The 19,259-nt window shown below is 41.9% G+C and carries 14 protein-coding genes; 13 read left to right on the top strand and 1 reads right to left on the bottom strand.

Annotated elements, in window-relative coordinates; translation table 11 throughout:
• Nucleotides 1-38: 38 nt before the first annotated feature.
• The 11 genes from ACQRBJ_RS10405 (at nucleotide 39) to ACQRBJ_RS10355 (ending at nucleotide 16,543) form a co-directional block, all read left to right on the top strand.
• Nucleotides 39-1,229, top strand: a complete 1,191-nt coding sequence (locus ACQRBJ_RS10405; RefSeq protein ID WP_153125994.1) for an ATP-binding protein — start codon at nucleotides 39-41, stop codon at nucleotides 1,227-1,229.
• 62 nt (nucleotides 1,230-1,291) lie between these two features.
• Nucleotides 1,292-4,870, top strand: coding sequence for a pyruvate:ferredoxin (flavodoxin) oxidoreductase (nifJ, locus tag ACQRBJ_RS10400; protein ID WP_441937400.1), 3,579 nt, complete (start codon nucleotides 1,292-1,294; stop codon nucleotides 4,868-4,870).
• A 182-nt stretch (nucleotides 4,871-5,052) separates the two neighbouring features.
• Nucleotides 5,053-5,595, top strand: a complete 543-nt coding sequence (locus ACQRBJ_RS10395) for a hypothetical protein (protein ID WP_445303564.1) — start codon at nucleotides 5,053-5,055, stop codon at nucleotides 5,593-5,595.
• A 43-nt stretch (nucleotides 5,596-5,638) separates the two neighbouring features.
• On the top strand, nucleotides 5,639-8,239 hold the full coding sequence (locus ACQRBJ_RS10390) for an SLBB domain-containing protein (protein WP_445303563.1): 2,601 nt from the start codon (nucleotides 5,639-5,641) through the stop codon (nucleotides 8,237-8,239).
• Nucleotides 8,240-8,261: 22 nt separating this feature from the next.
• A complete protein-coding gene (locus ACQRBJ_RS10385) occupies nucleotides 8,262-9,296 on the top strand; it encodes a chain-length determining protein (RefSeq protein ID WP_441937396.1) in 1,035 nt (344 codons plus the stop codon).
• A 7-nt stretch (nucleotides 9,297-9,303) separates the two neighbouring features.
• Nucleotides 9,304-10,866 (top strand): polysaccharide biosynthesis protein, encoded by a 1,563-nt coding sequence (locus ACQRBJ_RS10380; protein ID WP_445303562.1) that lies wholly within the window; start codon nucleotides 9,304-9,306, stop codon nucleotides 10,864-10,866.
• A 67-nt stretch (nucleotides 10,867-10,933) separates the two neighbouring features.
• Nucleotides 10,934-12,133 carry an O-antigen polymerase gene (locus tag ACQRBJ_RS10375; protein ID WP_445303561.1) on the top strand — a complete coding sequence of 400 codons (1,200 nt, stop codon included), beginning with the start codon at nucleotides 10,934-10,936 and terminating at the stop codon, nucleotides 12,131-12,133.
• A gap of 153 nt (nucleotides 12,134-12,286) precedes the next feature.
• Entirely contained in the window at nucleotides 12,287-13,438 is a 1,152-nt protein-coding gene (locus tag ACQRBJ_RS10370) for a glycosyltransferase WbsX family protein (RefSeq protein ID WP_445303560.1), read from the top strand.
• On the top strand, nucleotides 13,423-14,544 hold the full coding sequence (locus ACQRBJ_RS10365) for a glycosyltransferase (RefSeq protein WP_445303559.1): 1,122 nt from the start codon (nucleotides 13,423-13,425) through the stop codon (nucleotides 14,542-14,544). Before ACQRBJ_RS10370 ends, ACQRBJ_RS10365 begins: the two co-directional genes overlap by 16 nt.
• A complete protein-coding gene (locus ACQRBJ_RS10360; RefSeq protein ID WP_445303558.1) occupies nucleotides 14,537-15,325 on the top strand; it encodes a polysaccharide deacetylase family protein in 789 nt (262 codons plus the stop codon). The genes ACQRBJ_RS10365 and ACQRBJ_RS10360 overlap by 8 nt, the downstream gene beginning before the upstream one ends.
• Before the next feature lie 12 nt (nucleotides 15,326-15,337).
• Nucleotides 15,338-16,543, top strand: a complete 1,206-nt coding sequence (locus tag ACQRBJ_RS10355; protein WP_445303557.1) for a glycosyltransferase — start codon at nucleotides 15,338-15,340, stop codon at nucleotides 16,541-16,543.
• 24 nt (nucleotides 16,544-16,567) lie between these two features.
• Here ACQRBJ_RS10355 and ACQRBJ_RS10350 read toward each other — a convergent pair whose 3' ends face one another.
• Entirely contained in the window at nucleotides 16,568-17,326 is a 759-nt protein-coding gene (locus ACQRBJ_RS10350; RefSeq protein WP_445303556.1) for a glycosyltransferase family 2 protein, read from the bottom strand.
• A 206-nt stretch (nucleotides 17,327-17,532) separates the two neighbouring features.
• On the opposite strand from ACQRBJ_RS10350, the gene ACQRBJ_RS10345 reads away from it, so the two are divergent.
• Nucleotides 17,533-18,633: an MraY family glycosyltransferase gene (locus tag ACQRBJ_RS10345; protein ID WP_445303555.1), complete on the top strand. Its 1,101-nt coding sequence runs from the start codon at nucleotides 17,533-17,535 to the stop codon at nucleotides 18,631-18,633.
• Entirely contained in the window at nucleotides 18,630-19,256 is a 627-nt protein-coding gene (locus tag ACQRBJ_RS10340; RefSeq protein ID WP_153125973.1) for a sugar transferase, read from the top strand. The genes ACQRBJ_RS10345 and ACQRBJ_RS10340 overlap by 4 nt, the downstream gene beginning before the upstream one ends.
• Nucleotides 19,257-19,259: the final 3 nt, after the last annotated feature.

Here is a 19,259-nt window from a genome sequence, read left to right as displayed (position 1 = left end):
TTTGCATCATAAAACAAAAAAGTAATAAAAGACAACTCATGGAAGAAGCATTCTTCAGAACACATACATACCTCGTAGAGCATACGAACGCCCCAGTAAGACGTACCTTGATGGACGAAATAGACTGGAGCGACCGCATGATAGGCATAAAGGGAACAAGAGGCGTAGGCAAGTCTACCTTCCTCCTCCAGTATGCCAAAGAGCACTTTGGCCCTACCGACCGCAAGTGCCTGTATGTAAACATGAACAATTTCTATTTCCAGAGTAGAGGCATTGCAGATTTTGCAGGCGATTTCGTGAAGCAAGGCGGCAGAACACTGCTCATAGATCAGGTTTTCAAACAGCCCGACTGGAGCAAGGAACTCAGAAAGTGCTATGACCTCTATCCAGAACTGAAAATTGTTTTCACCGGTTCCAGCGTAATGCGACTGAAGGAAGAGAACCCGGAACTGAACGGCGTGGTAAAGAGTTACAATCTGAGAGGATTCTCGTTCAGAGAATTCATCAATCTGCAGACGGGTAACAATTTCCAGCCATACGAACTGGACGATATCCTCCGCAACCATGAGCACATCATCAAGCAGATATTGCCGAAGGTGAGTCCGATGAAGTATTTTCAGGACTACTTGCACCACGGTTTTTATCCATTCTTTCTGGAGCACAGAAACTTCACAGAGAATCTACTAAAGACAATGAACATGATGACAGAGGTGGACATCCTCCTCATCAAGCAGATAGAACTGAAATATCTTACCAAGATAAAGCGTCTGTTCTACCAGCTGGCAGTGGAAGGAGCCAAAGCTCCAAACGTAAGCCAGCTTGCCGATAGCATCAATACGAGCAGAGCAACGGTCATGAACTACATCAAGTATCTGGCCGACGCACGACTCATCAACATGATCTATCCGGAAGGTCAGGACTTCCCGAAGAAACCGACCAAGGTGATGATGCACAATTCCAATCTGATGTACGCAATCTATCCGATACAGATTGACAAGCAGGAAGTGATGGAAACTTTCTTTGTCAACTCTCTTTGGAAAGACCACGTAGTGCACCAGGCAGGTAAGGACCATTACTATACTGTTGACGGTGAGAAGCGGTTCAGAATCTGCGACGCTCAATCTTCTAATAAGATGCGCAATAATCCCGACATCATCTACGCCCGATACAATACCGAGGTAGGCAAGGACAACAAGATTCCTTTGTGGCTTCTGGGATTTCTGTACTAAAAAAGAATTTTCGAAAGAAGAATTAAATACAAAACATTTTTAATATTTTATCTAAAAGTAAAATGGCAAAAGAGAAAAAATTTATCACTTGTGATGGTAACACAGCTGCCGCACATGTAAGCTACATGTTTACTGAGGTTGCTGCTATCTACCCTATTACTCCATCATCACCAATGGCGGAGCATGTAGATGAATGGGCTGCCAAAGGTCGTAAGAACCTTTTCGGTCAGCGAGTTTCTATCCAGGAAATGGAATCTGAGGCTGGTGCTGCCGGTGCAGTTCACGGTTCTCTCCAGGCTGGTGCCTTGACTTCAACTTACACTGCTTCTCAGGGTTTGTTGCTGATGATTCCTAACATGTACAAGATTGCTGGTGAGTTGCTCCCTTGCGTGTTCAACGTATCAGCTCGTACATTGGCTTCTCACTCACTTTGTATCTTCGGTGACCACCAGGACGTAATGGCTTGCCGCCAGACAGGCTTCGCTATGTTCTGCTCAGGTTCCGTTCAGGAGGTTATGGACCTCTCTGCAGTTCCTCACTTGGCTACATTGGAGACAAAGGTTCCTTTCGTTAACTTCTTCGACGGTTTCCGTACTTCTCACGAGTACCACAAGATCGAGGAGATGGATATGGAAGACATCCGTCCATTGGTTAAGGAAGAGTTCATCGAGGACTTCCGTAACCGTGCTTTGACTCCTGAGCGTCCTGTTACTCGCGGTACCGCTGAGAACCCAGAGACATTCTTCACTCACCGTGAGGCTTGCAACCCTTACTACGATGCAATCCCTGAGGTTGTAGAGAAGTACTGCCAGGAGATGACTAAGATCACTGGTCGTGAGTATCACCTCTTCAACTACTACGGTGCTGAGGATGCAGAGAACATCATCATCCTGATGGGTTCTGCTACAGAGCCAGCTCGCGAGGCTATCGACTACTTGAACAAGCAGGGCAAGAAGGTTGGTATGGTTGCAGTTCACCTCTTCCGTCCATTCTCTGTTGACTTCTTGAAGAAGACTATCCCAGCAACCGTTAAGCGTATCGCTGTTCTCGACCGTACTAAGGAGCCAGGTGCAGAGGGTGAGCCATTGTACCTCGACGTTAAGTCAGCTCTCTACGATGACGAGCGCAAGCCATTGATCGTTGGCGGTCGCTACGGTCTCGGTTCTTCTGATACAACTCCAGCTAAGATTGTTGCTGTATTCAAGAACCTCGAGTTGCCACAGCCAAAGAACCACTTCACTGTAGGTATCGTTGATGACGTTACATTCACTTCTCTCCCAGAAGAGGAGGAGATTCCAATGGGTGGCGACGACTTGTTCGAGGCTAAGTTCTATGGTTTGGGTGCTGACGGTACTGTTGGTGCGAACAAGAACTCAGTTCAGATTATCGGTAACAATACCAACAAGTATTGCCAGGCATACTTCTCTTACGACTCTAAGAAGTCTGGTGGTTTCACCTGCTCTCACTTGCGTTTCGGCGACAGCCCTATCCACAGTGCTTATCAGGTAAATACTCCTAACTTCGTAGCTTGCCACGTACAGGCTTACCTCCACATGTACGATGTAACACGTGGTTTGCGTAAGAACGGTTTCTTCCTGTTGAACACTATCTTCGATGGTGAGGAGTTGGTTAACTTCATCCCTAACAAGGTAAAGCGTTACTTCGCTCAGAACAACATCACTGTTTACTATATCAACGCAACTAAGATTGCTCAGGAGATTGGTCTCGGTAACCGTACCAACACCATCCTCCAGTCTGCATTCTTCCGTATCACAGAGGTTATTCCTTTGGATCTCGCTGTAGAGCAGATGAAGGCATTCATCGTTAAGTCTTACTCTAAGAAGGGTCAGGACGTTGTTGACAAGAACTTCGGCGCTGTCGACCGTGGTGGTGAGTACAAGCAGTTGACAGTAGATCCAGCTTGGGCTAACCTCGCAGACGATGAGGCTAAGGAGGATAACGCTCCAGCATTCGTTAAGGAGCTCGTTCGTCCTATCAACGGCCAGGCAGGTGACCTCTTGAAGGTTTCTGACTTCGTTAAGCACAACACAGTTGACGGTACATGGCAGAACGGTACTGCAGCATTCGAGAAGCGTGGTGTTGAGGCATTCGTACCAGTATGGAACGTAGAGAACTGTATCCAGTGTAACAAGTGTTCATTCGTTTGTCCTCACGCAGCTATCCGTCCATTCGTATTGACCGACGAGGAGCTCGCAGGCATCGAGGGTCTCGCAACTCAGGATGTTAAGGCACCTAAGGCTTTGGCTGGAATGCACTTCCGCATCGAGGCTTCAGTACTCGACTGTCTTGGTTGTGGTAACTGTGCTGACGTCTGCCCAGGTAAGAAGGGTGAGAAGGCGTTGACAATGGTTCCATTCAACGTAGACGCAGAGGATATGGTCAAGGAAGCAGCTAACTGGGAGTACCTCGTACACAAGGTAGCTTCTAAGCAGGATCTCGTAGACATCAAGCAGAGCCCTAAGAACTCTCAGTTCGCTCAGCCATTGTTCGAGTTCTCTGGTGCTTGCTCTGGTTGTGGTGAGACTCCATACGTTAAGTTGATTTCTCAGCTCTTCGGTGACCGTCAGATGATTGCTAACGCTACTGGTTGTTCTTCTATCTACTCAGCTTCTATCCCATCTACTCCATATACAAAGAACGCTAAGGGTCAGGGTCCTGCATTCGACAACTCATTGTTCGAGGACTTCTGCGAGTTCGGTCTCGGTATGGTAATGGGTAACAAGAAGATGAAGGAGCGCATCGCTCACTTGCTCGAGGAGGCTAAGGCTCAGGAGCATGTTCCTGCTGAGTTCGTAGCAGCTGCTGACAAGTGGGTTGCTAACATGAACGATTCTGAGGGTTCTAAGGAGGCTGCTGCAGAGTTGAAGCCTCTCATCGCTGCCGGCGCTGAGAAGGGTTGCCCTATCTGCAAGGAGCTCAAGACTTTGGATCACTACCTCGTTAAGCGTTCACAGTGGATCATCGGTGGTGATGGTGCTTCTTATGATATCGGTTACGGTGGTCTCGACCACGTATTGGCTTCTGGTGAGGATGTTAACATCTTGGTACTCGATACTGAGGTTTACTCTAACACTGGTGGTCAGTCTTCTAAGTCAACACCTCTCGGTGCTATCGCACAGTTCGCTGCTCAGGGTAAGCGTATCCGTAAGAAGGATCTCGGTTTGATGCAGACTACATACGGTTACATCTACGTAGCTCAGGTAGCTATGGGTGCTGACAATGCTCAGACATTGAAGGCTATCCGCGAGGCTGAGGCTTATCCAGGCCCATCACTCATCATCGCTTACGCACCATGTATCAACCACGGTTTGAAGCGTAAGGGCGGTATGGGTCGTTCACAGCACGAGGAAGAGTTGGCTGTTGAGTGCGGTTACTGGCACTTGTGGCGTTACAACCCACTGTTGGCTGATGAGGGTAAGAATCCATTCACACTCGACTCTAAGGCTCCAAACTGGGAGAACTTCCGCGACTTCTTGCTCGGTGAGGTTCGTTACCTCTCTGTACAGAAGGCATTCCCTAAGGAGGCTGATGAGCTCTTCTCTCAGGCAGAGAAGATGGCTAAGCTCCGTTACCAGACTTACGTTCGTAAGAGCCAGGAGGACTGGAGCGAGCAGATCTAGTATTATCAAAAAAAACTTTAAGTTCTAAACATACGGGCCTTGGTTGCATTTTTGCAACCAAGGCTTTTTTAATAATATTATGCACAATCGAAGCAATATAACCACCCTATCCTAAAAAATGAAATAAATAGTTGCTTATTTCATAAAAATAATGTATCTTTGCAAGAAAAATAGAAACGACAATGGAAAATAATAAAATAAATGTAGAAGAAATCATCAAGAATGATCTTTATCAATATCTTACTAGTAAAGACCTTGTAGACCAGCATCTGCCAGAAGCTCCTGACTTGGAACAACTCTGGGCAAAGGTTGGAGAAAGCTATCTTCCTGATGCACTGCGGGAGTTTAACAAATATCCTACCGTCAGCCTGGGCTGGATCATGTTCGTAGGAATGGCTCTGGCGAAGTATTGGGATGAAGATTGGGAACTCTACGGCAAGGTAGAAGACCACTACAAATATCTCAGAGACCGTATCGACTTCGACCACATGGACGACTATATCTGCGAGAAAGTACTCCTTCTAGATGAAACCAGACACAAGGAACTTTCTGCGATAGTAGCCGAATGCGCAGCACGCACCTTCCACCTGCTGATTCATCAGAATCTCCAGCCAGGGACCGAGGAAGCATTCAGAGGCTTTATTGCTGCCCTTCACCAAATGTATCTCATTGGTATTGCCATGGAGCTGAAGGACCTGGGTTATCACATGACCCAACTGGCATAATCCTAATCAAAGGAGAATCATAAACACTGATAATAAATTGAGAATGAAGAAATATATCATCCTGGCACTTTTGCTAGCTTTTTCTGCAAATACAATACACGCCCAATCATCGTCTATGACTGATGATCAGGTGATGAAATATGTTGTAAAGGAACATGAGCGCGGAACATCCAATGCCCAAATCGTAACCAAGCTGATGCAGCAAGGCGTTGACATTTCGCAAATCCGACGCGTTCGCAATAAGTATGAACGACAGATGAAACAAGGCGGTATTGCCGGAGCCTCTGAAGAGATTGCCGGCAAGGACGCAACACGCCTTCGTACGAACAACGGAAAAAGGAGAGAAGATTACAATAATGTCAACAAAAAGGCAGAAAACTACAGCAATTATCGCATAAAGGCAAAAGAGGATGAAAATTTCAAGCGTTCTTACGATGAAAATGATGCGGAATTCATGGATTTTCAGAATGAGATGGATTTCATCATCCCTGATTCTACCCTGATGCTCAAGCGCCTTCTTGCTGAAAAGGAAAAGAACCGCAAGAAGGTTTTCGGTCGTGACATCTTCAACAACAAGGAATTGAGTTTCGAACCGAATATGAACATCGCTACCCCACAGAACTATCGTCTGGGACCAGGTGATGCAGTCATCATTGACATCTATGGAGCTTCACAGAAAACCATTCAGAGCACCGTTTCTCCTGATGGAGAAGTAACTATCGAGGGTTATGGACCAGTAAACGTAAGTGGTCTTACCGTAGCCCAGGCTAATGCCCGACTCCGCAACACTCTGGGAAGCCGCTACCGTTCAAGCCGGGTGAAACTGACAGTTGGGCAAACCAAGACCATCATGGTTAACGTGATGGGCGAGGTAAAGGCACCGGGAACCTACACCCTCTCAGCCTTTGCCACCGTGTTCCATGCACTCTATATGGCAGGAGGAACAAACGACCTGGGAACCTTGCGCAACATCAAGGTTTATCGTAACAACCGCCTTGTAACGGTTGTAGACATCTATGATTACATCCTCAATGGCAAGCTTACGGGCAATGTAAGACTGGCAGATAATGACGTCATCGTCGTTGGTCCATACGATTGTCTCGTAACCATTACGGGTAAGGTAAAGCGCCCGATGATTTATGAGATGAAGAAGAATGAGAGCGTCAACTCCCTTCTAAAATATTCCGGAGGCTTTGCTGGAGATGCTTACAGAAAATCTGTCCGCGTGAACCGCAAGACCGGAAGGGAAAAATCCGTATATAACGTAGAAGAGTTTGATTTTGCCAACTTCCGCATTGATGATGGCGACTCAGTAAGCGTAGATTCCATTCTGCCTCGTTATGCCAACACCGTAGAGGTAAAGGGTGCCGTGTTCCGCCCTGGAATGTACAACCTTGGAGAACAGGTAAACAGCGTCCGTTCACTGATAGAGCATGCAGAAGGACTCACAGAAGATGCATTCACCAACAGAGCCATAATGCATCGCATGAAGGCAGACCGCAACCTGGAAGTAATCAGCGTGGATTTAGCCGGAATCATGGCAGGCAACACTCCGGACATTCCATTGAAGGAAAACGATGTACTCTTCATCCCTACCCGACAGGACAAGACCACAGAGCGCACCCTGACCATACGTGGCGAAGTGCAGTATCCTGGTGTCTACAAATATGCTGAGAATGAAACAGTTGAAGACTTCGTACTCCAGGCTGGAGGCTTGACTGACAAGGCTTCAACGGTTAACGTGATGGTAAGCAGACGAGTAAGCGATGCTAAGGCAACAGCGCCCGACAGCATCATTGCGCAGACCTATATTCTGTCTTTGAAGGACGGTTTTGTCATTGACGGAACTCCGGGCTTCAAGCTGATGCCTTTTGACGAGGTAAGCATTCGCAAGAGTCCTGCCTATGCAGAACAGCAGAACGTAAAGATTGAGGGTGAGGTGATGTTTGGTGGCACTTATACTTTGAGCCGTCGCAATGTGCGCCTCAGTGATCTCTTCCATAGAGCTGGTGGCGCAACCGAGCAAGCCTATATCAAGGGTGCCCGCCTGATGCGTAAGGCAAACGAAGCCGAAAAAGCTCGTATGGAAGCCGTCCTGAAAATGCAACGTGAACAGCAGCAGAAAAATCTTCTGCAACTGGCTGCCAGCAGCAACAATGCTAGCGCCATCACGCAGACAGCAAAGGAAGCCAAGGACGCGGATCTTCTGAAGTTCAATGTGCCGGAAGAATATCCTGTTGGTATTGATTTGGAAGAAGCGTTGAACAAGCCTGGCTCAGATGCAGACATCATCCTCAGGGAAGGTGACCGTCTGGTTGTGCCTCAATATAACGGTACGGTCAAGATCAACGGCGCTGTGATGTACGCCAATACGGTTGCCTACGAGAAGGGCAAGAGCGTATCCAAGTACATTGCCGAAGCTGGTGGCTATGCATCAGACGCCTACAAGAGCAAATCCTACATCATCTACATGAACGGCAAGGTAGCCAAGGTGGGACATGGTACCAAGGTTCAGCCAGGCTGCGAGATAGTAGTACCTGCCAAGATGAAGCGCAAGATGAGCGTTGCAGAAACCATGAGTCTGGGTACAAGCATGAGTAGCATTGCAGCCATGATTGCGACGATAGCTAATCTGAGCAAGTAATGACGATTAACATAAACGAAAAATGGAAGCAAAAAAGATAGATTATAAAAAGGTATTTCAAGAAATAAAGCTGAGACGTAAGCTATATGCAATAATCATACCCATCGTATTTGTATTGTCATGTCTCTATATCGTTTGCGTACCTAGGGTCTATGCTGCTGAAGCAGTAGTAGTACCAGAAGTGGAAAGTGCCGGTTCCGGTAGCGGTTCTGCCTTGAGTTCGCTGGCCTCTACTTTTGGACTGGATCTGTCGTCCATGCAGTCCACAGACGCTATCACTCCGCTGCTCTATCCGGAACTGATGGATGATAATGGTTTCGTATCAAAATTGTTTCATATCAAGGTCACGAATAAGGATCATTCCATCTCCACCGATTACTATACTTACTTGAAGAAACACCAGGAAGTAGCCTGGTGGACTGCATGTATGGGTTGGATTAAGGGGAAACTGACTTCAAAGAAACAGGACTTGGCAACGGATGGCAAATTCAATCCTTATAATTTGTCAAAAGACGATTCAAATATCGTAGAACAAATCAAGGAGAGCATCAAATTTACAACAGACAAGAAAACTGGTGCCATCACCATTAGTGCCAAAGCACAGGATCCATATATCTGTAAGATTCTGGTAGATTCTGTAAGACAACATCTCCAGGTATTTATAACCAATTATCGAACCAATAAGGCGAGAAATGATGTGAAGTATTACCAGAAACTTACAGCAGAAGCCAAAGCTGCATACGAAAAATCCCGCCAGCTCTACGGAAGCTATTCGGATGCAAACATGGACGTTATTTTGGAAAGTATTCATGCAAAACAGAATGACCTGGAGAATGACATGCAGCTAAAGTACAATAGTTATTCCTCTCTCAGCACACAATTGCAACTGGCAAAAGCCAAGGTTCAGGAACGTACACCTGCCTTTTCCTTGATAAAAGGTGCTGTTGTGCCTCTCAGACCTGAATCACCAAAGCGCATGATATTCGTTCTGATGATGACTTTCCTTGCTTTTGCAGGAACAACCATTTATGTGTTAAGGGATATAGTTTTAGATTAAAAAGCTTATGAACACCAATAGTAAAGTTGACAACACACAATCCACCAAACGCATTGCAAGCAACACCATCGTGTTGTTTGCAAGAATGGTGGTATTGATGTTTGTCAACTTATATACTGTAAGGTTGATCATCAAAGCTTTAGGGCTTGTAGACTATGGATTGTTCAATACGATAGCGGGCGTAATCACTACTTCCGCTTTCATCTCCGGAGTACTGACACTTTCCATCCAGCGCTTCTACTCCGTAGCTTTAGGCAAGCAAGATAAGGGAGAGTTGAAAAAAGTATATTCTGCGAGTATAAACATTGAATTAATCTTATGCATCATCATTATAACCATTTTTGAGACTGTAGGTTTATGGTTTGTCAATACTCAGCTTAACATACCTGCAGATAGAATGGAGGCTGTACTATGGGTTTATCAATTTTCTTTGATTACCTTTCTGTGTTCTTTCATACAAATACCATTCCTCTCTCTCATCTTTGCATACGAAAAGATAGGAGTATATGCACTGGTTTCAACCTTGGAAAGTCTTGGAAAGCTGGTATTAACCTATGTAACCATCCTAATAGGTATGGACCATTTGTGCTTCTATAGCGGCTCGTTACTCTTCGTTGCACTTTTTGTCTTAACCACCTATGTCGTCCTAAGCCATTTACTCTTTAAAGATTTAAAATACACGAAAATAAAGGACAAGAGTATCTATAAAAACTTATTGTCTTTTTCCGGCTGGACAATATTGGGTTCAATAGCCAACACAAGCATGTTTCAAGGAGGTATTATTCTGATAAATATTTTCTTTGGTCCAATCATCAATGCAGCTTTTGGCGTTGCACTCCAGATAAACAATGCTGTTACCGCCTTGGTCAATAGTATGATTGTTCCATTCCGTCCTGCCATGCAAAAAAAATACGCAGAAGGCAATCTGGAATATGTCTGCCAACTGTTTACGATGTCCAATAAATTCATTTATTATGTATTGACAGCGGTATCCATCCCACTGTTCATCAAAATGAAATGGATTCTGACCTGCTGGCTTGGCTTTGCCAATGATATAACGGTTCTGTTCTGTCAATTGATGCTAGTCTATCTCATAGTAATATCCATGCATAATCCTATCACTATCATCATTCATGCAACGGGAAAAATCCGCAACTATCATCTGCTGACAGAAAGTTTCACAGGATTAAGCCTTCCTATAACATGGGTATTCTACAAGATGGGGCTACCATCCGAATCATTATTAATATCTATGTTAATGGTATGCATACTTGCACATATCGTAAGGATTTATTGTATCCGGAAAGTATTCGAATATTTTTCACTTAGACAATATATGTGGGGATTTCTAATCCCTGCACTCATAGTTTCAATAGTAAGCTTCGCAATATTTGCTTTCCTGAATGGATTCATTTCCAATCAGTGGATCAACTTAGCCAGTGTACTCTTGGGAGCTCCCTTATGCATGGCTATACTAGGTTATATGTGGGGCTTATCTTCAAATGAACGGCAACTTATCAAAAAGTTTTTAACATCAACAGTATTCAAACATGTCAGAAATCATATCTAATAATATATTATGCATATCCTACCTATTCGTTTGGGTATTGACGTTTATCTGGTACCACTATAAAAATATGGTATTAGACACAGGAAGCGTCATTATGTTTATGTATATAGTATATGCTTTCTTTTCGGTTTTAACTATCAATGATCCGCTTTTTTCAGAGGCATACAAGCCTTTGAAGATTTTTCCTTATATATATCTATATACAATGTTGATGATAGCATTATCTCCTATTATCATATATCATAGTCATCCAGCTAAAACTATCGAAAATCCCCATACCAGAGTATTAGTAATAATAGGTTGGATTATCGTCATCTCTGCAATCATGATGATTCCGGGAATCATAGCTCAGGCGAATAAAGGAATTATAAATTTATTTGTCGATGACTCTGCTGCTAAAGAAGTGTATACTGACCAGGTAGAAGAAATAGGAAATTCCGGTAAAGCCATCCGTAATCTGCCTGCAGTAATCTACAATTCGCTATCGGATATTACAGTATTTCTGTTATTCTATTTCTTGTCTTTAAAAGATTTTAAACATAAGCTGGTGATTTATGGCTTGGCATTTACCACAATCTTAGGCGTTATCATACCAATAACGCACGGACAGCGTAGCGGTGTTGTTTCTTGTACACTAACTGTTGTTGTTGGCTATTTTCTGTTTAAGCCCTATCTATCTAGAAGAATCAACAAAGCTGTAAAGAAGATTGGCATCATTTCCATAATACTCATTTCGCTACCAATCCTTGCTATAACCATGAGTAGATTCGGAAAAGAGCAAGCTGGTGTTGGCGGTTTCATCAATTGGTATGTGGGACAAGGAAGCTTATATTTCAACAATAATGGGTTAGATGCAGGTGGCATCCGATATGGCGATAGAACCATCAATCTGTTCAAGCGTATCATAGATCCAGACACGCCTAAAAATTTTGTTGAACGCAGAGACAAATACCATAATTTAGAATTGGACGACTATTTTTTCTACACTTTTGTTGGTGATTTCACAATAGATTTTGGTCCTATAATAGCTTTTATCTTATTTGTCTGCGTTTTCTACATGCTGTGTAGAAAAACAAGGACGCATGATCCAACTATTAAATTATATCAATTGCTATTGATATACTTTACTGCATGCATTAGTATTCAAGGAGGAATGACACTATTTTCGTATGCAGATACTGGCAATTTACGAATCATAACCCTCTTAGGGCTATATGCATACTTGAGATATCACGAAATACTGCTAATAAAATATCCGAAGGAATGACAATAAAACTGGAAAATAGATAAATGCAGAAAATAATGACTGTAGTTGATGGCTATGTCATTTATTTTATATATCTTTGCAATATGGTTGCCCAAGGGCAAGATTATGTTCAACACAATAAGAATCGACTAGAAGATAAAAACAGAAATAAAGATGGAAGCAAGAATCATAGCAAATTATTTGCCACAATTTCACCCTATTCCCGAGAATGATAAGTTCTGGGGAAAGGGGTTTACTGAATGGACAAATGTAGCCAAGGCAAAACCATTCTTCAAGGGACATTATCAGCCTAGAATACCTGCAGATCTTGGCTTTTATGATTTAAGACTGCCAGAAATAAGAGAACAGCAGGCACAATTGGCGCGTGAAGCAGGGGTTGAAGGCTTCTGCTATTGGCATTATTGGTTTGGAAACGGCAAGCAATTGCTGGAAAGACCATTTCAGGAAGTAGTTGCTTCTGGCAAACCGGATTTCCCGTTCTGCCTCTGCTGGGCTAATCATGATTGGTCAAACAAATCATGGAAGAAGGACAGTAAGTTGGATGCTATGATTGCGAAGCAGGAATATTTGGGTGAGAAGGATCATACGGAACATTTCTATTCTCTCCTGCCGGCATTCAAAGACCACAGATACATTACGGTAGATGGCAAAATCTTATTCGTAATATATGACCCATATAGATTCCAAGGTATAGAAGAGTTCATACAATTGTGGCGTAAACTGGCTATGAATAATGGGTTGAAAGATTTCTATTTCGTCGCTATGTGTAACAATACAACTACTATACAGCGAACGGAAGATGGAACACTTAAGAGAGTATTGCCCAATCTGAAAAGCAGTAAAGAGGTTTATGAAAATCTCCTGAAACTCGGATTTGACGGGCTGAACTCGTACGGAAAGTCAAGAGCAGAAATGCTAAGTCAAGGAAAATGGAGAAGAATCATAAGTCTTTATCTACACCAGAAATTCCCTTGGCTCCCTGTACAGAAGTATAACTATCCCAAAGTGGTAAAGTACTTTTTCTCTCCAGAAGACCGATGGGAGAATATTTACCCAACCATTCTTCCACAATGGGACAGAACAGCCAGAGTAGGAAGAAAAGAGGGAGTTTACTATAACTCAACACCAGAAAATTTCAAGAAACATCTTAAAGATGCTTTGAAAATTGTTGAAGGAAGACCTCTTGAACACAAAATACTTTTCCTCCGTTCATGGAATGAATGGGGAGAAGGCAATTACGTAGAACCAGACTTGAAATATGGTCATGGATTTCTTGATGCCATAAAAGAATGTATATTGAAATGAAGCAAAAACTCTGTTTTATAACAAACATCGGGCCACATTATCGATTGCCTATATTCCAGAAGATTTCAGAAACATTCTCCTGCGATTTCTATCTAGGTGACCACATCAACACCAAGATTAAGGCTTTTGATTATAACAAGTTGAAAGGCTATAAAGAAACCCTGCACAATCGTTTCTTTCATAACTTTTATTGGCAAAGTGGCTCTATACAATTAGTCAATAGAGACTATACTCACTATATCCTTGATGGCGAACCATATTGTTTATCATCGTGGATAATATTGTTGTGGGCTTTAATAAGGCATAAGGAAACTATAGCATGGACACATGGCTTTTATGGAAATGAATCCTTTGTTAAGAACATTATCAAAAAAACTTACTATAAATTATTCACGAAGTTAATGGTTTACAGTGAATATTCCATAAACGTCATGAAATCCAAAGGTTTCAATCCGGAGAATATGTATTGCATTGCCAATTCCCTGGACTCTGCACATTTATTGGATATCAGGAAAAGACTTTGCAAATCTGATGTATACTCTAAGCATTTTCACAACAATTACCCAGTTGTGATTTATTGCGGAAGAATACAGAAGAGAAAGCAATTGAACCAGATAATAGATAGTGCAAAAATGCTCTACGAGGAAAACTGCCCTATCAATATTATATTTGTAGGAAAAGATGTAGACGGAGTAGACATTCCAAGCTATGCTAAAGAAAAGGGAATAGAACAAAGCGTATGGATGTATGGTCCTTGTTATGAAGACTCTACCCTAGCTGAACTGTTCTACAATGCTTCCGTATGCGTTTCACCTGGTAATATTGGCTTAACTGCCATCCATGCTCTCTCATTTGGTTGCCCGATTATTACTCATGACAACTTTGCAGAACAAATGCCTGAGTTTGAAGCCATAAAGCCATCAAAGACCGGATACTTTTACCTGCAGGGAGATGTAGCTGATTTGAAAGATAAAATCAGAAAAGTTATATCAGCTGAAGAAAAGACCTGGGAAGAAACCCGAAAAGAAGCATTCAAGGAAATAGACAGAAAATGGAATGTTGATTATCAAATTAATGTACTCAAAAAAGTTTTAGAAAATGAATAATCTGAAAATGTATTTTCGAACACAAGCAAGAAATTGCTTTCTTCATATCATGGGACTCTTCAAAGAGCCTCAGCCAGGAATTCATATTCTTAACGGACACCGTATAGCAAAGGAGAACGAACCATCTACATTCAGAAAAATGCTGGAAGAGCTTTCTCAAAAGGTTGAGTTCATTAGATTTGAAGATGCTGTCGAGAAGATTCATCATCATGAAATGCCTTCAAAGCCACTTGTTGCATTCAGCTTTGATGATGGTTTTCTGGAAGACTACGAGATATTTGCCCCTATATTAGAGGAATATGGTACGAATGCAGCTTTCTTCATCAATCCGAATTATGCTGAAGGTTCACAGGAATATATCAATCATTTTAATGATTGCATCGTGATGACTCCAAACAAGAAACCTATGAGATGGGAGCAGATTATTGACCTGCACAAACGTGGACATATTGTTGGTGCTCATACGATGGATCATTACATGATCAATAGTACAGATAAAAAAGAACTAGAGTACCAGATTGTAGAGTGTAAAAAGATAATAGAAGACAAATTGGGATGCACCTGCAAATATTTTGCCTTCCCATACGGTAAGCTCTCACAGGCAAACAATCTATCTATTGATATTGCCTGTAAAACATACCAGTATGTGTTTGCACAGTCTGTTTATAAAAAATATTTTTCATTCAACGGAAAAGTAATCAACAGACGTCACTTTGAACCTTTCTGGCCAATCAGACACATGTACTATTTCCTGGGATGTAATAAGAAGTATGAAGAATAAAAAAATGTTTGAATGAAACTACTGCAGATTAACATAACAGCCAATTGGGGTTCGCACGGAAAAATTGCCGAAGGAATCGGCCAACTTGCCATAAAGGAAGGATGGGAAAGCTATATCGCCTATGGGCGCTGGAGTAATCCCAGCCAATCTCATCTCTATCAGATTGGCTGCATGATGGATGAAAGAATACATGGAATCGCTTCACGTATTCTGGACAATCATGGACTGATGTCAAAACATCCAACCCGACGATTAATCAGCTATATAGAAGAAATCAACCCCGATATTATCCACCTGCATAATATACACGGATACTATCTGAACTATCCACTATTGATGGAGTTTCTTGCCAAATATAACAAACCAGTGGTATGGACGCTACATGACTGTTGGGCTTTTACCGGACACTGTGCCCACTACATGTTTGTAAAATGCAATAAATGGCAAACACATTGTGAGAAATGTCCTCAGAAAAAAGCTTATCCCAGCTCGTTATTGCTTGATAATGCCTACCGTAATTTTGAACTGAAAAAGAAATACTTCAATTCCATTCCCAATCTGACAATCGTTCCTGTCAGTAAATGGCTGGAAGGTGAAGTCAGGAAATCTTTTCTTTGTAATATTCCTCTCCAACAAATATATAACGGCATTGATTTGGAGACTTTCAAGCCTAGCCTTGAAATAGACATTAGAACAAAATATCAGCTTGCCAAGAATACAAAAATCATTTTGGGAGTGGCTTCTAATTGGTACAGAAAAGGATTAGATGACTTCATTTCCTTGAGCAAGATCTTGCCTGAGGGATATAAGATAATCCTGGTTGGAATCAACGAAAAAGATGCACAAAACCTACCGGATGAAATCACAGCTATAAGAAGAACAGAAAACATCAATGAGATGAGATGTCTCTATTCGCAGGCTAATGTTTTCTTCAACCCAACCATCGAAGACAACTTCCCGACTACCAATATAGAATCATTGGCATGCGGCACTCCAATTGTTACCTATAAGACTGGTGGTTGTGAAGAAGCCATTTCTGCAGAAACGGGCTATGCTGTGGAACCAAAGAATTTAGAAGAGGCAAAAGGCTATATTCTGGAAATATGTGAGAAAGATAAAAAAGCCTACCAGCTTTCCTGCAGACAAAGAGCAATGAAACTTTTTGATAAAAATGAAAGACTCATAGAATATATAAACCTTTACAAACAACTGATATAGGTTCATTGAGTTTAGAGCATTCACTTAGAATACTCTAAACTCAAAAATCTTATACAGGAATTTCAGAGAGACAAGAAATGAATTGGTATAAATGCCATTATCGCGGCAAGCTTTAACATCTTCGCGGATAAGCGTGAGGCGATTTCTGAAATAACGATTGCTGGCTCCCCCCGTTCGCATGGTTACAAAATCCTTAGATATGTAGCGACTTGAAATGCCATATTTTCTGAATAAGCGAACCATCATCTCATAATCAGCTCCAATCTTGTAATCCAAACTATATAACCCCGCCTTGTCGAAAACCTCACGTTTGCAATAAAAGGAAGGATGAGCGGGCATGAAACCGAAACGTAGCCAAAATGGAGAAAATAATCTTGAAGAATAATACCTCACACATTTGCCTAAATCAGCATCATGAACAAAATGAATATCACCATAAACTGCATCAACAGAATAATTCATGAAATTATCAGCTACTGTCTGCAATACATTTTCATCCGTATAGAAATCATCAGAATTCAAAATTCCCACAACATCACCGGTTGCCATTCTGATTCCTTTATTCATCGCATCATAAATTCCCTTGTCTCTTTCTGAAATCCACTTCAATCTACCCTTGAAAGCGACTTGATATTCCTTCAGAATATCAATAGAATTATCTGTAGAACCTCCATCGACAACAATATATTCAAAATCTGGATATGTTTGACGAAGTACAGATTCTACAGTATGCCTGATTGTCTTACCTCTATTATAAGAAGCTGTAATTATACTAATTTTCATTTCATCTCTTTAATTATTATTTGAATAGATTCATCTCACTAAGCAAAAGTGCAAGACTATCTTTCTGCAAATTTACATCTTTTGTATGAAACTGCCAAACTTTTATGATTATTTTATGCCTGCAGATAAAAAAATTGGTTGTTGATGCAATAAATAACTACATTTAAGGTTATTAATAAAAAAGAGAAAAATTAAAATACTAAATAATGACACAAATATTGTTACCCATTATAGGGTCTTTCCTGCTCAGCGCTTGCTGCGGATTCCTGTTTATCCCTGCATTATTGCGTTTCTGCAAGCAAAAGAATCTATACGATTTGCCCAACCTTAGAAAGGTGCACCATACAATGATTCCGCGACTTGGAGGTATTGCATTCATACCCAGCATGATCATTGCAGCAGTCATCGTCATGTATACTATGACTTCCAACACAATGAATGGCAAAATCCAAATCAGCCTATGGAGCATGGGCTTTCTACTCAGCTTACTCCTGGTTTATGCTGCAGGAATAGTGGATGACATCATAGGGCTGAATGCCAATATCAAGTTTTTCATCCAGATTGTTGCAGCTTCCATATTACCGCTGTGTGGACTATGCATCAATAATCTGTATGGTCTTCTGGGAATATACGAAGTGCCTGCATGTATAGGAATACCGCTAACCGTATTTGTCATCGTCTTTATTGACAATGCAATAAACCTGATTGATGGCATTGACGGTTTGGCAGCCAGCTTGTCATTGATAGCATTATGCGGCTTTGTATATTGCTTCATGCAGTATAGTCTTACAGCTTACGAAGTAATGATTTCAGGATTAATAGGTGTATTGGTTACTTACCTCTACTTCAATGTTTGGGGAGATCCGGCAAAGGGCACGAAAATATTCATGGGTGATTCAGGCAGTCTTACCCTGGGTTTTATCCTGGCTTTCCTGTTCGTAAAATCAATAGCCGTAAGCCCTAACTTAATGCCTGTTTCCATGGAAAGAGTTTTCCTGGCTTACAGTCTACTGATAGTCCCAACATTTGATGTCGTGAGAGTAGTATTACATCGTATACGCAAGAAGAAACCGATTTTCAGTCCTGATAGAAGCCATATACATCATAAACTGATGCAACTGGGCATGAGCCAGCATCTTGCGCTGATAAGTATTATCCTACTAGCCTTGCTTTATATCATCATCAATCTGTTGATGTATAACTGGGGCTGTAATTTGACCATTACAATGGTTGCAGATATAGTAATCTATGTCCTACTCCATTTGCTCATTAATAAAGGTATCAGGAACAAAGCTATCATTTCATGAAAGAAAAAGAAAAGACATACATAGATAAGAGTAGTTTTATCGAACGGTTTGTAAAGCGTTCGATAGACTTCTTCTTGTCTGGAGGATGTTTAATAATCTTCTCTCCTCTTTTCGCTATTATTGCCTTAGCTATCAGACGGGAGGATGGATTACCTGTCATTTATAGCCAGGAACGAATCGGGCGGTACGGAAAGCCCTTTCATATATATAAATTCCGCTCAATGAAAATAGATGCAGAAAAAGACGGACCCAACCTATTGGAAACTAGCGGAGACCCCAGACTGACAAAGGTGGGAAGATTCTTGAGAACACATCATTTGGACGAACTACCTCAGCTCTGGAATGTCCTGAAGGGAGATATGGCTTTTATCGGTCCGCGTCCGGAACGTAAGTATTACATAGACCAAATCATTGAGCAAGATCCTAGATATAAATACTTGTATCAGATAAGACCGGGAGTAACTTCCTATGCAACCCTATACAATGGATATACTGATACAATGGAAAAGATGTTGAGGCGATTAGAGCTAGACCTTTACTATCTGGAGCATCGCTCATGGTGGTTTGATACAAAAATTCTGGTTAAGACCTTTATCAACATCATTTTCGGCAAAAAGTTCTAGTTT

It is taken from the genome of Prevotella sp. SGI.167 (genome assembly GCF_050313615.1).
Classification (GTDB): domain Bacteria; phylum Bacteroidota; class Bacteroidia; order Bacteroidales; family Bacteroidaceae; genus Prevotella.
The sequence above is the reverse complement of the archived record's forward strand: the minus strand, read 5'-3'. Positions and strand labels throughout refer to the sequence as shown.

Excerpts from the sequence above, each read along its gene's own strand:
- ACQRBJ_RS10405 (WP_153125994.1), top strand. The coding sequence starts at position 39 with ATGGAAGAAGCATTCTTCAGAACACATACATACCTCGTAGAGCATACG.
- ACQRBJ_RS10370 (WP_445303560.1), top strand. The coding sequence starts at position 12,287 with ATGGAAGCAAGAATCATAGCAAATTATTTGCCACAATTTCACCCTATT.
- ACQRBJ_RS10395 (WP_445303564.1), top strand. The coding sequence starts at position 5,053 with ATGGAAAATAATAAAATAAATGTAGAAGAAATCATCAAGAATGATCTT.
- ACQRBJ_RS10385 (WP_441937396.1), top strand. The coding sequence starts at position 8,262 with ATGGAAGCAAAAAAGATAGATTATAAAAAGGTATTTCAAGAAATAAAG.
- ACQRBJ_RS10345 (WP_445303555.1), top strand. The coding sequence starts at position 17,533 with ATGACACAAATATTGTTACCCATTATAGGGTCTTTCCTGCTCAGCGCT.
- ACQRBJ_RS10350 (WP_445303556.1), bottom strand. The coding sequence starts at position 17,326 with ATGAAAATTAGTATAATTACAGCTTCTTATAATAGAGGTAAGACAATC.
- ACQRBJ_RS10360 (WP_445303558.1), top strand. The coding sequence starts at position 14,537 with ATGAATAATCTGAAAATGTATTTTCGAACACAAGCAAGAAATTGCTTT.
- nifJ (WP_441937400.1), top strand. The coding sequence starts at position 1,292 with ATGGCAAAAGAGAAAAAATTTATCACTTGTGATGGTAACACAGCTGCC.
- ACQRBJ_RS10355 (WP_445303557.1), top strand. The coding sequence starts at position 15,338 with ATGAAACTACTGCAGATTAACATAACAGCCAATTGGGGTTCGCACGGA.
- ACQRBJ_RS10390 (WP_445303563.1), top strand. The coding sequence starts at position 5,639 with ATGAAGAAATATATCATCCTGGCACTTTTGCTAGCTTTTTCTGCAAAT.
- ACQRBJ_RS10375 (WP_445303561.1), top strand. The coding sequence starts at position 10,934 with ATGGTATTAGACACAGGAAGCGTCATTATGTTTATGTATATAGTATAT.
- ACQRBJ_RS10380 (WP_445303562.1), top strand. The coding sequence starts at position 9,304 with ATGAACACCAATAGTAAAGTTGACAACACACAATCCACCAAACGCATT.
- ACQRBJ_RS10365 (WP_445303559.1), top strand. The coding sequence starts at position 13,423 with ATGTATATTGAAATGAAGCAAAAACTCTGTTTTATAACAAACATCGGG.
- ACQRBJ_RS10340 (WP_153125973.1), top strand. The coding sequence starts at position 18,630 with ATGAAAGAAAAAGAAAAGACATACATAGATAAGAGTAGTTTTATCGAA.